A 12996-nucleotide genomic window follows, 5' to 3' on the forward strand; every position below is an offset into this window, starting at 1 on the left:
CTCAAACTGCTTAGAGCTGAGCCAGATTCAGGAGATCCTTCACTGTGTTCAGGATGACGTACCTGAGGAGTTACAAATGAAATTTCTCATTCTCATCTTAACAATGGCTTTGATGAATTTACGGAGTTATGCTGTGCCTCAATTATTAGACAAACTTTTACAGGATGCATTAAACCACTTTCATGCAAATCGTTATGAGCAGGCCATGCAGGCCTGGAGTGAAGCGTTTAAATTGGAGCATTTTCTTTATTATGGTCTCCTCCATACCTGGAAAGGCTTTGTTGAACAAGTTAAAAAAAGTGATCTCGAACAAGCCGAGAAATTGCTTGTATTAAAAACGATTTTTCCCTGCTTTAAGCATCCATTGGAATCAAAAGATGTAACACAGTTTCTAAGCCTGATTGAACAGTTGAAATCGACATCGGGACTTCGGTTATTTCATTTATTATTAACTGCAGATGTACCCAAAAAAGATCGTTCATTATCGTATTACATTGAAGCCTGTCAGTTCCTCATTGAATTAAAAGATTCTCCGGGGCTTTTAAAATGCGTTAAATCGATATTGCCTGATCTCGGTTTACTCGTTCATACACTGCGAGATCGTCATAATACTATGCTCAGTGTCAAATATCCTGAGCGTAATCTCGATGAAACGATATCTGCCTTTGCAAAAAAAGATGCAAATGTTGCATTTCCGCTGTCTATGAACGAGCTTTCCCTGATTAAGAAGGACTACGAACAGGTTAAAAAAATTCTTGGCGAGCTTCAAACAGAATCTCAGGAAACATTAAAAGAAAAATTAAAAGATTCCAATAAGTTTGAAAGGCTCGCAATTTTAATTGAAACACTGCGGCGCACTCATAGAATACAAGCCTATGACACGCAAATACTATCCATTTTAGCCTTATTGAATGCCCCGGAGAAGATGAAGGGCCGGATTGCGCAAATTAAAACGGGAGAAGGCAAATCATCCATCATTGCGCTTTTAGCTGCTTTTATGGCTTGCCAGGGGCAATCCGTAGATGTCATCACGTCCTCTTCTTATCTAGCACGGCGCGATTGTGAAAAATATACTTCTTTCTATAACGCGGCGGGTTTGTCGAGTTCTTATATCGATTATGCCCATATAAAACAATCTGATTTTAATGCACAAATTATTTATGGCACAAATACTGATTTTGAATTCTCATATCTTGAAGATAATTTATATCAGCATTCATTAAGATGTTCTCAAAAAGAAGGGAAATTACAGCCGCGCTCTTTTGATGTTGTGATTGTCGATGAGGCTGATAATTTATTCCTTGATGCAGCCCTTAATTCAGCACGCATGGCTATTCCCAGGCAAGAAGAAATTTCGTGGATTTATCCCATCATCCTTGATTTCGTCAAAACCCTGAATCGATGTGAAGCAGTCACCAATGTTATGATTGAGAACTTGCAGAATTATCTGATTAAACATGCAGATAAACAATATGAAACTCAGATTCATAGTTTTTCCCGGCGCCGTCTGGCGAATTGGCTTGAAAGCGCGCAAGAGGCCTGGTATCGAAAAAAAGAAAAGTACCATTATTTAGTGAAAGAGAAAGAAAATTCCGAGATATCAGGAGAAAAAGAAATTGTAATTATTGACTTTGCCAATACTGGTCGTTTAAATCAGGGCTCGCAATGGCAGCATGGTCTACATCAATTTTTGCAGGCAAAGCATCAGCTAAAAATAAAAACAGAATCATTCACCGCAGCCTCCCTGTGCCACCCAACCTATTTTAATTTGTATCAGAAAATTTTTGGTCTGACTGGTACGCTTGGCGAACCCATTGAGCGGAAAGAAATTGAAGCGATCTATCAAGTGGACAGTTTCGATGTACCACCTCATTTTCCAAGTTTAAGAAAAACACCAGCATATTCTATCGTATCTGAAACAGAACATTTTGATGCCATTCTGAAAGATATCGAAGAAAAAACTAAACGCAAACAGCCGGTGCTGGTTTTATTTAAAACCATTGCTGACTCCGAAAAGTTCAGTGATTATCTGACTAAAAAAGGAATGAAGCATCAGCTGCTTAATGAGAATCAGCAGGAATCAGAGAATTATATCGTAGGGCGTGCGGGCGAAGCTGGGCAAATCACTATTGCTACTAATACAGCGGGCCGTGGTACTGATATTCTTTTATCCCCTGAGAGTATACAGGCAGGTGGCTTACATATGATTTTCACTTTTTATCCCGATAATCTACGGGTAGAGGGTCAGGGTTTTGGTCGTGCTTATCGTCAAGGTCAACCTGGCAGCCTGAGCATGATACTCAATATAAAAGATGATTTTATTAACCGATATTCGTCAAGATTAACGCAAATCATTAAAAATCTCCCAGCAGAAGAAGCGATTGAGGTGCTGGACAGACTGAGATCTATGCAAATTGAAAAACAGTCTAAATGGCGTAGTTTATCCTCACAGATAGAAATGCTCTATTATGAAAAATTAAGCCATTTTTTTGAAAAAATTAAAGAAACTAATGCATGGTTCTCGCAGCCGGAAAATAAACAATCCTTCATCACAGCCTGCGAGTTCTCGGATTTTTCATTAGAAAACGAATTGCCTTTTTCATTGGAAAGTAAAGAATGGAAATTACTGGAGGATATAGCAAGCAGCTTACTTGAAAAACAAGAGCAGGGTATAAAAGTAAACTGGGAAGGATTTTATGCTAAATTTACGGAGTCCTATCTTGCTGAAATTCAACTTCAATGGGCAAAATTCTATAGTAAACTCCAGGATGAAGTAGATAGAACAGATCCAGGTGCAGCAAAAGAAAAAATTGATAAACTGTCTCTTAAAGCTGAAGGACAGATAACGCAGCTTTTGAATCATCCTGAACAAAATATTCAATCATATTTGCAAAAAATGCATTGTCAGATGGAAAAAGTAAGTGAATTGGTTCCTTCATGAGAAGGTCGATGCGCTACACCCAGGATTATCTGATAGATGCAGGTAAAGACGACTTTACCTGCGTTATTGAATGCTGGCTACATGCATAAGTTTGAAACAGTCAGTCCTTCTATATGCTCCTGAGTTAACAGTTGGGTTGAGCCATCTTGAAACTTCGATTTGCACTGAACCATTTCTTCAGAAGTTAAGGTGCTGGTTTCATCTTTATTTTGAGCTGTTGTTTGAAAATTGCTTATGGCATGAATTTCCGAGGGGCTATTAAAATAACCAATAATTCGATATTCGCCTACAGCAAGTTTTGAAGGTAGAAATGAAGGAACAACATGCGTTAAACCAGCACTTTTTAATTGACAGATCATTTGTGATTTAGCAGATTCAAATGACATAGTATGAACTTTTTTACTAAACCGAAGACCGGTTCTGTCTGTGGAACACTCCCATCCTGTTGCACTACTCAATTTACACACCGCATTAGTTAACACTTCATTTGGTAACAAAGGATATGCAAATTGATTTTTTGCCATGGCTTCTATTTCAAAAGGGCGCTCAAAAACAATAGAGGACTTGCCATGAGAGGGGGAAAGGCCATATTCCGTATTAAAACAAATGCTTGGTTTAAAATGAATATTCGTTAATATGTTACTCAGTATATGTTGAGTCGAGCCAATAACTCCTTCTGTATATAAAATCATATTTCCCTTATGTTCTTTATATTTCCATTCAAGGCCTGTTTTTTTAGATAAATTTTCAGCAGCTAATTTAACATCCGAAAGTTCAGTTTCACGCGATTTCATAAGGTATTTTCTCCGGGCTGTATAATAAATGACCATTCTACGGGAGGTTGACACAAAATGCAACAATATGACAAAAATTGTCACTAATGAGCAATATTAATTATCTTTGATTGGTATAAGGGAGTACAGATTTCTAAAAAGATACTATGAAAAAGCTGAGCAACTATCCCATGCCAGAGAAAGCATGAACAATTTAGTCTGCAATATTCGAAGGTAAATTATTTCTGTTTCTTTTTCTTAGTCTTATTTTTTGTATTGTTGCTGCTCTTGGTATTGAGGTTTATTTCTGGCGCAACAGAAGGAGCTTTGTAGCTACTCGCTACTCCTTTGTATAAGGCTTTACCATAGGTCAATCCTGTGAAACCCCCTTATAAATTTTCCAGTTCACTATCTGAAACTTTATCGAGGTGCTTTGAGCCGTGCTTTTTTGATTATCGTCTTCTAAGATAATTGCTTGTCTTTTTAGAATAGATTTTGCACATGTATTATTCAAGGCGGTCTATCCAATTATCGCACACCATCTGTTGCGTGATTATTTCAATTTATAGGTTAAATGCGCGTGAAGAAGTAATTACTTCATCTGGCTGGCAGCCAGCGACTTCTTTAAGTTGATTTGCTTTCAACAGAACCAGTGCATTACCAAGCTGTTGAAACTCCATAAATAACTCAGAGTTTAAAAACTGATTCAACCAGGTATATAAAGAGCTTAAATCAGAGAAATCTTTTTTTTCGAAAACCTGTCTTAATCGCAGTGCTCTTAATATCACTTCCTTGAAATCACTGAGACTGGGCTCGGGCTTGTCTCGCATGGATTGAATTGCAAAGTGTAATAAAAAAAGACGCTGCCTGGATGTTGTAATAATAATTTTGCCAGCCAGCTTAATCTTTTCTTTTTCACTTAATGAATCCAGTAACTTTTGATTTAATAGAAAAGTATCTGGACTGCGGCAAAAGTACTCGGCGGGATGAGTTAATTTTTGTAGATTTTCAAGAGTCAGCACATCATATCCTGTTATAAAACTTCACAAATCCATTATCCATGTGCCAGGATTATATTCTTTGTGAACTTGAAAGTGTATCGACGTCAGAACCTTGCTGTTTTGGTGTCGGGCTTTGAATGGCTTGTGGTCTATAATTAGACGATAACCATTGGTTAATTAGTTCTATGAAATTTTATATATGTGCAATAAGACCCTATAAAAATTCACTCGATCCAAGTGATTTTGTTTCGTCTTTCATCAACCTCATTCCCTCTATTACGACTCAAGCTAAAGAGGCATTGGGGGAAGATGTTATTACTGTGATTGCAACTTATGAATACGCGATAGGGGGCCAAAAGGGAATTACTAAAGAGGAAAAAACGAAATATTTAACCAAATTACAGGAAGCAGTAAAATCAGTACCTAACATAGTTCTGATTCCAGGAACCATTACAACCCTTTCTGATATAAGCAGCAATGATTTTGAAAAAATTACAAAAAAAGAGCAGAAACTGGCAATTAAATATAATGAAACCAGAAGGAAGTATGAGGCCTATGAATTTCCTACAGAAGAGGGTTGTTTCTATAAAGAAAGATATAAGTTTCTGAGAAATCAGAATCAACCTGGTGATAAAAAATATCTGGGAAATATTGCTCATGCTTTTGTCGGGAACCAAGAAATTAAACATAAAAAAAATAGGCCTATCTTCGAAACTCGCTTTCATCCAGAAAGAATTTATAACCTTGGTAGAGAAGAATACTTCTATGATATTAACCTGGCTGGTAATAACGTGGAAATGGGTATGCTGATTTGTGCTGAACAAAATGACGATGATCTTAGGAAATTAATGAAAGAAAGAGCTCCTTTTTTACAAGTAGTCTTGTCAAATGGAACCGGGTTTATTCCTGACAGCATGTTTGGTGCGCTTAATTTGCACGTTGATGTGGATACTTCTTGCAGCGGTTGTTGTATTAATAATGCTCATCGCTTAGCAAAAAATATTGAGGCTGTGCAAGTTCATAACCTGTTTGTAAGTACTAAGGATGCTCTCGTTGATGACTATAGAATTCCCATTTCAACATGGACCACTGTCGCTTCTTTAAAACCAGAAATCCTCGTTTATGATGACAAAAAGCCTGGAATAATAAATCCTGATTTTCGTGAAGATATCGATAATATCCTGGCCAGGATTACTGACAAGCATTCTTTTCTACTTAACAATCCTGAATTGATAAAGGATGGAGAAGATATATTAATGGCTTTAAAGTACTTAGAGCCACAGGAACATCTGCAATTCGTTCTGGAGCATATTAAGAAAATTCATCCTGCAAAGATTGGGAAGATAATTCAATTATTTCATGGAAATGATCTTGTCAAGCTAATAGATAGTTTTATTGCAGAAAACAGCAGAAACAACATTGTCAAACCAATCATTATGATAAATATCGCAAAGGCTTTGCCGTCATCAGATTGCTATCAATTTGCCAGTAAATATCATCAACATTTACCTAAACAATCTCAATGGCTAGTAACCATACTAAAACGCTTGCATCCGAATGATAGATTTGAACTTTTAAAACAGAGTAGGTATGAAATAAAGGATACAGACTCTCTGATACAAATATGTAAAGAGATCCCGCAACATGCTCGCTTATCAATACTTCTTGATCATAAAGATCTCGTGGAAAAAGACATTAGTTCTTTTAAGATTTTATTGGATGAAAATCAACTTGACGAATTGGTTTCAGAGCTAGATAGTACAGTAAACTCCGGAATCATTTCTGGATTCAGATAATCAAGCACCCTTCCGGGCGTGGAGGTCATAGCCGTCAGGCTAAGAAGTAATGTTATCCCCTCTCCCCCAGCTGCGCGGTGGAGAGGATCAGATATTCTTAGCCTGGCGGCTATGGGTGTGGAGGTTGACCTGTTGCGGCTTGTCCGGGGTATCCATTGGATGGTCGAGTAAAAGAGAGATTTCTTGATAAGGAAGAGTGTTTGTGTTCGCAGCTAGAATTGTGCCGGCTCAGGGAAGGATAGATTCGTCAGTCACTGCGTTCCTTCCTCACCCCTTCGGGGCGCGCTGAAGCGCGTCCAAAATGCTGCGCCGCGCTTTGCGCTCTTCGCTTCGCATTTTGTCGAACCTCATTCGGTTCAAACCCTTCCGGGCCAAGGGCATGAAACTCCACTCCTACGTGCCAAGGCTTGTGTATCCGGGGCGTCCATGGGATGGGCGAGTAAAAAGAGATTTCTTTGATAAGACAGAGTGCTTGTGTTCGCAGCTAGAATTGTGCCGGCTCAGGGGAAGGATAGATTCGTCAGTCACTGCGTTCCTTCCTCACCCCTTCGGGGCGCGCTGAAGCGCGTCCAAAATGCTGCGCCGCGCTTTGCGCTCTTCGCTTCGCATTTTGTCGAACCTCATTCGGTTCAAACCCTTCCGGGCCAAAGACATTTGGTATTTTTATTATATTTCGGAGTGATTATTGCTTTTTTGATTTTTACTGGGAAATGGCGCGCCCGGAAGGATTCGAACCTCCGACCCCCTGGTTCGTAGCCAGATACTCTATCCAACTGAGCTACGGGCGCGTTGTTCTTGGCGGAGAGAGAGGGATTCGAACCCTCGATGGGATTTTGTCCCATACTCCCTTAGCAGGGGAGCGCCTTCGACCACTCGGCCATCTCTCCGGTCAATGGTTGCGAAGTATAGCAGGAATTCTGTGGAGGTCAACACTTAATGTGAAAGAAATAAAGTTATCTGAAATTCAATAACATAATTTCCAAAAATTTTAATAGCTGGTATCTTTGATATATACTGAACTATTCAAAATGCTGAATACTCACAAGCCTTATATGTGACGGGATAATCTCTATTTATGTCAACAAACATGGTTGGCAGATATCAGGAGGACGAATGAAACACAAGTCTAATTTAAGCGGCCGCGATGTGTATGTCGTGGACGGACTGAGGACGCCTTTCTTGAAAGCAAAAGATGTGGGTCCTTTTACTGGTTCCGATTTGGCGGTAGCTGCAGGCTTACCACTCTTAAACCGGCAGCCTTTTTTACCCTCTGATCTGGATGAAGTCATTATTGGTTCTGCAATGCCCGGACCAGATGAAGCCAATATTGCCCGCGTAGTGGCTTTGCGTCTGGGTTGCGGTGATAAGGTTCCTGCCTTTACCGTGATGAGAAACTGCGCTTCCGGAATGCAGGCTCTCGATAATGCCGCCATGCAAATTGCCTCCGGGCGCAGCAACCTGGTGCTTGCAGGGGGTACGGATGCGATGAGTCATGCTCCGCTGCTTTTTAATCAAAAAATGGCATCCTGGCTTGGAAAATGGTTTGCCGCTAAAAGCGTTGGTCAGCGATTCGCTCTCGCTACGCAATTTCGGCCTGCTTTTCTTGCGCCAGTAATCGCTTTGCTTAGAGGCCTGACTGATCCTATTGTTGGGTTAAATATGGGGCAAACCGCTGAGAAAGTAGCCTATCGTTTTGGTCTGACCCGTGAACAAATGGATACATTTGCAGCGAACAGCCATAAACGCCTGGCTCAGGCTTATGCCGAAAATCGCATGGAAGAAGTGGTGCCGATTATCGACAGCAAGGGAAGAATTTATACTCAGGATGATGGAATTCGACCCGATTCTACAGTAGAAAAATTAGGCCAGCTTAAGCCCTTTTTTGATAAGAAATACGGGATGGTAACTGCTGGAAACAGCTCCCAGATTACCGATGGCGCCTGCCTCTTGATTCTGGCTAGTGCCGACGCAGTTAAAAAATATAAATTACCTGTTTTGGGTAAAATCGTGGATTCGCAATGGTCGGCTCTTGATCCTTCTCAAATGGGGCTTGGACCTGTCCATGCAGCAACTCCCATTATGGAAAGACAGCATGTGAAACCTTCAGAGCTTGATTGCTGGGAAATTAACGAGGCATTTGCTGCCCAGGTTCTTGGATGTCTGGCTGCCTGGGACGATAAGGAGTACTGCCAGAATCAGTTAGGTTTGACGGAGCCAATGGGGGCGCCTTCACTTGACCGGTTAAATCAGGATGGCGGGGCAATCGCTGCTGGTCATCCCATTGGGGCTAGTGGAGCAAGAATAGTACTGCATGTTTTGCAATCCCTGAAACATACAAATGGTAAAAAAGGAATGGCGGCAATCTGTATTGGAGGTGGACAGGGAGGCGCAATGTATTTGGAACGGGTTACAGAGGTGAAAGGATAATGACTAATTACAATCATTGGGAAATCGATACTGATACAGATCGTATACTGTGGCTTGGAATTAACAGAAACGATGCGGCGGTCAACTCTATTAATCAGGAAGTGTTGGATGAGTTGAATATCATTCTTCAGGACGTTGCTAAACAAGCCGACCTTGCAGGTCTGGTCATTTATTCGGCAAAGAGTAAAGGCTTTATTGCAGGGGCTGATATCAATGCGTTTTCTCAGTTTAAAACCCCGGAAGAAGCGGTTAACTTCCTAAGAAAAGGACAAACAGTCTTCTCCCGGCTTGAATCGCTAAAAATACCCACGGTGGCTATGATCGATGGATTTTGCATGGGTGGCGGATTAGAGCTGGCACTGGCCTGTGATTATCGTATTGCAAGCGATGACGAGGGCACTCGGCTTGGGTTGCCAGAGGTCATGCTTGGAATTCATCCTGGCTGGGGGGGAACGGTTCGTTTGCCGCGGCTGGTAGGTGGTTTCGATGCCTTATCCAGAGTTATTCTAACCGGCGCGCCTGTTTCTGCAAAAACAGCAAAACAAATTGGTTTTGTCGATGATGTCGTTCCTGAAAGACAATTGAGAAGAGCAGCCATCTATTTTATCAGAAATAAACCAGCCAAACATAAACCCCGGTTTTTACAATCGATTACTAACATGGGATGGATGAGAGCAATTATAGCTCCTGTTCTTCGCTATCAGGTTTCCAAGCGTGTAAGAAAGCAACATTATCCAGCACCCTATGCCATTATTGATCTGTGGGAAAAAGAAGGGGGCGCCGGGGAGAGGGCTTATCTGAAAGAGGCTGATTCTGTGGAAAAACTGATTACTCAGAGTAATACAGCCAGTAATTTGATTCGGGCCTTTCTTTTACGCGAACGCATGAAGGCTTTTGCAAAACACAGCGACTTTAAGGCCAGGCATGTACATGTAATTGGAGCTGGTGTCATGGGCGGGGACATTGCTGCCTGGTGTGCTCTAAAAGGATTAAAGGTTACTCTGCAGGATCAGAATTATAGCAAAATCGCACCTGCAATAGGCCGTGCCCATACACTGTATAAGAAAAAACTGAAAAAACCCCGATTAATTCAGGCGGCGATGGATCGGCTGATTGCTGATCCGGAAGGCTTTGGTGTAGCTCGAGCTGATGTGATTATTGAAGCTGTTTTCGAGAATCTTGAAGTAAAGCAGCAGATCATGAAAAAGCTGGAAGAAGAAGCCAGAGCAGACGCTATCATTGCAACCAACACTTCCAGTATTCCCTTGGATGAAATTAGTCAGGTTATGAAACATCCCGAGCGACTCGTGGGTATTCATTATTTCAATCCTGTTGCGAGAATGGAACTGGTGGAAGTTGTTAGCAGCAATAAGACGCTGAAAGAGGTTCGTGATAAATCCTGTGCCTTTGTAAATCAAATCGGACGTCTTCCATTACCCGTGAAATCAAGTCCAGGTTTTCTGGTTAATCGGGTCCTCATGCCTTATTTGATGGAGTGTGTTCAATTACTGGAAGAAGGTTATTCAGGAGAGGCTATCGATGAGGCTGCCGAAGCTTTTGGTATGTTTATGGGGCCAGTTGAGCTTGCTGATACAGTAGGAATGGATGTATGTCTGGCCGTGGCTGAGAATCTGACCAGGCATTATGGTGGAACTGTTCCTCAGAAATTGCGTGATATGGTCAAAAATGGGAAGTTAGGCCGCAAGACAGGCGAGGGCTTTTATGTCTATAAAAATGGCAAGCCTGTTAAAAAGAAAGTTCAGGCCAAAACTGAAAAAGATATCGCCAATCGCTTAATTTTGAGAATGGTTAATGAGTCAGCTGCCTGTTTACGTGAAGGAGTTGTTGCTGACAGTGATTTGCTTGATGGTGCAATGATCTTTGCAGCTGGATTTGCTCCATTCCGTGGCGGTCCTATGAATTACGCGAAAGATTTTGGCCGCGATAAGCTAAGCCAGCTTTTCAGTACTTTGCAAACTCAATACGGCGAGCGATTCAAGGTCGATGGCAGTTTGTAAATTTCAAATTTAATGGCAGGAGTAATCCTGCCATTTCCGAGAATAAATACTATGCGTTTAGCTGTTTTTCTATTATTCATAACCAAGGCATTTTTTGTCCAGGCTGAAACTTTTGTATTACCTGCAGAAGGTGATGTGGTCGGAAAAATCGAGTACGTGAATCCCCAGGTTGGAGAAACCCTGAGTGAAGCAGGTATTCGTCATGATGTTGGATATTATGAAATGCTGAATGCCAACCCAGGTGTTGACCCCACTCGACCCTTGCCGCCTCAAACCCGGCTGATTATCCCGAGCCAATACATTCTGCCTTCAGGTCCACGCAGTGGATTGGTAATTAATTTGTCAGAGTATCGTTTATATTATTTCCCGCCCAATGATAATGTAGTTATAACCATGCCTGTGGGTATTGGACGTGAAGGCTGGAATACTCCTGTAGGTCAAACCCGGGTTACCAGCAAGGAGCATGATCCAATATGGCGGCCTACAGCGAACGTCAGGGCAGAAGCTGCAAAACATGGTACACCAATTCCTAATGAATTCCCTCCTGGAGCTGGCAATCCCCTGGGACGTCACGTTTTTCGTTTAGGGTGGCCAACGTATCTTATCCACGGCACTAATCGACGCGATGGTGTTGGATCCAGGGTAAGTGCTGGATGTATCCGCATGCTTCCTGAAGACATCGAAGTACTTTTTGATATGGTTACAGTAGGAACCTCTGTACGGGTAATTAATGAACCCGTCAAAATAGGCCGGCTTAATAATGAGCTCTATATAGAAGTGCACACTCCGCTCGAGCAAAGTATTAATCTGCCTAAACAATTGAGCACAGCGCTTGGTAAATATGCCTTGCCCTCATGGAATAAAAGCCAGGTGCAAGAGGAGGGCTTACGGCCATCTGGTATCCCAAGGAAGATCGCTGGTTAGTTCGGCAAGCACTGCCATTAAGTTAAGGACTTCTGTCATTCCCGCGAAAGGCGGGAATCTATTCCTCAATCGGCATTGTGGCTAGCTCAGAGATGGATCCCCGCCTTTCGCGGGGATGACAGTTTAATATACAATTGAGCTTAACTTAATGGCAGTAGTTTGGCAAGCCGCAGAAACAGGCCTGCTATAAATGTTTCATTTACAATTGGGGAAAATGCTGTGCAGTAAAGTGGGTAAATATTTATTACAACGGGTATAAAGATAATTTGACAGCCATATAATTAAAAAAGCCCCCAGAATATCCAGTGGATAATGCCATCCCAGAAGTACGCAGCTTAAAATCAAAAGTGTATTAATGATTAGCAGTAAGCTAAAGGCGATGGGCCAACCGCACATCAATTCCAGGCAATACCAGGCCCAGAACGTGTGAAAAGAAGGGAATGCAACCATTCCGCCCTGAATGGTATCAGGTGGTATGTGCTGATGCAGCTGATTAAATTTAATACCAGTTGCCAGTTGCTCGATGGCAAACTCATCTGTTTGATACATAGCAGCCGGTGCAACCGTGGGGAAAAAATAATAAATTGCAAATCCAATCAATGAACTAATCAACAGCAGGCTAAAAAAACGCCTGATTTTTTCAAACTGCCCGGCAGCAATGACCAGGAGGGGTAAAAAACCTAGTTGATAGGGTAAGGTATCATAGCAAAGACCCAGTATATTTTTAAACCAGGGGTGATGATTCGTCCAGGAAACAATTTCAGGGAGAGCAATACCTAATTGATTTTCAAAGGCAATAATATAGCGATCAATGGGCGGAAAAGGGGTAAATTGCACCGCGTTAGTGGTAAATGCAATGAGAGACATCACAATGTAAAAGAGCAGGATCTCCTGAATGATTTTTACCAGATGATGATTTTTATTTAACAGCAACCTGCAACCGGCAAGCATTAATAATAAGGAAATTCCTATGCCTGCAGATCCTTCAGGGAAATAATTATTACCTGGAAATTGGTAGAAAAAGCAGTTAATAGCAAATGCAATTGAAGCAAAGGAAAATAATAAGAGCAGTTGTAGTAACAAGCAGCTGTGATGGAATTTTGAAGTTGGCATTAC

8 protein-coding genes and 2 tRNA genes are annotated in these 12996 nt (G+C 41.4%); 5 read left to right on the top strand and 5 right to left on the bottom strand.

All coding sequences use genetic code 11. The features are described 5' to 3' along the window. Nucleotides 1–76: 76 nt before the first annotated feature. Nucleotides 77–2941 carry a hypothetical protein gene (locus tag E1O89_RS01615; protein WP_133138632.1) on the top strand — a complete coding sequence of 955 codons (2865 nt, stop codon included), beginning with the start codon at nucleotides 77–79 and terminating at the stop codon, nucleotides 2939–2941. Between the two features lie 77 nt (nucleotides 2942–3018). Here the strand turns inward: E1O89_RS01615 and E1O89_RS01620 are convergent, their stop codons facing one another. Both E1O89_RS01620 and E1O89_RS01625 read right to left on the bottom strand, forming a co-directional pair. Beyond that, entirely contained in the window at nucleotides 3019–3735 is a 717-nt protein-coding gene (locus tag E1O89_RS01620) for a hypothetical protein (protein WP_133138633.1), read from the bottom strand. 542 nt (nucleotides 3736–4277) lie between these two features. Continuing rightward, nucleotides 4278–4736, bottom strand: coding sequence for a hypothetical protein (locus tag E1O89_RS01625; protein WP_133138634.1), 459 nt, complete (start codon nucleotides 4734–4736; stop codon nucleotides 4278–4280). Nucleotides 4737–4900: 164 nt separating this feature from the next. Between E1O89_RS01625 and E1O89_RS01630 the strand changes: the two genes are divergently transcribed. Further along, nucleotides 4901–6511, top strand: coding sequence for a hypothetical protein (locus E1O89_RS01630; RefSeq protein ID WP_133138635.1), 1611 nt, complete (start codon nucleotides 4901–4903; stop codon nucleotides 6509–6511). Nucleotides 6512–7222: 711 nt separating this feature from the next. Here E1O89_RS01630 and E1O89_RS01635 read toward each other — a convergent pair. Together E1O89_RS01635 and E1O89_RS01640 are read right to left on the bottom strand one after the other, a co-directional pair. Then, nucleotides 7223–7299, bottom strand: a tRNA-Arg gene (locus E1O89_RS01635). A gap of 8 nt (nucleotides 7300–7307) precedes the next feature. Next, nucleotides 7308–7398: transfer RNA gene (locus E1O89_RS01640), tRNA-Ser, on the bottom strand. Between the two features lie 226 nt (nucleotides 7399–7624). On the opposite strand from E1O89_RS01640, the gene E1O89_RS01645 reads away from it, so the two are divergent. From E1O89_RS01645 to E1O89_RS01655, 3 genes are read left to right on the top strand one after another with little or no spacing between them, the layout of a single operon-like run. Then, nucleotides 7625–8938, top strand: a complete 1314-nt coding sequence (locus E1O89_RS01645; protein WP_133138636.1) for an acetyl-CoA C-acetyltransferase — start codon at nucleotides 7625–7627, stop codon at nucleotides 8936–8938. Then, complete coding sequence (locus E1O89_RS01650) at nucleotides 8938–10956, top strand: 3-hydroxyacyl-CoA dehydrogenase NAD-binding domain-containing protein (protein WP_133138637.1); 2019 nt, start codon at nucleotides 8938–8940, stop codon at nucleotides 10954–10956. Before E1O89_RS01645 ends, E1O89_RS01650 begins: the two co-directional genes overlap by 1 nt. A 51-nt stretch (nucleotides 10957–11007) precedes the next feature. Continuing rightward, nucleotides 11008–11880 (top strand): L,D-transpeptidase family protein, encoded by an 873-nt coding sequence (locus tag E1O89_RS01655; RefSeq protein ID WP_133138638.1) that lies wholly within the window; start codon nucleotides 11008–11010, stop codon nucleotides 11878–11880. Nucleotides 11881–12075: 195 nt separating this feature from the next. On the opposite strand, the gene E1O89_RS01660 is transcribed toward E1O89_RS01655, so the two are convergent. Next, nucleotides 12076–12993 carry a phosphatase PAP2 family protein gene (locus tag E1O89_RS01660; RefSeq protein ID WP_133138639.1) on the bottom strand — a complete coding sequence of 306 codons (918 nt, stop codon included), beginning with the start codon at nucleotides 12991–12993 and terminating at the stop codon, nucleotides 12076–12078. Between the last annotated feature and the right edge of the window lie 3 nt (nucleotides 12994–12996).

It is taken from the genome of Legionella genomosp. 1 (assembly GCF_900640215.1).
Classification (GTDB): Bacteria; Pseudomonadota; Gammaproteobacteria; order Legionellales; family Legionellaceae; genus Legionella_C; species Legionella_C quinlivanii_A.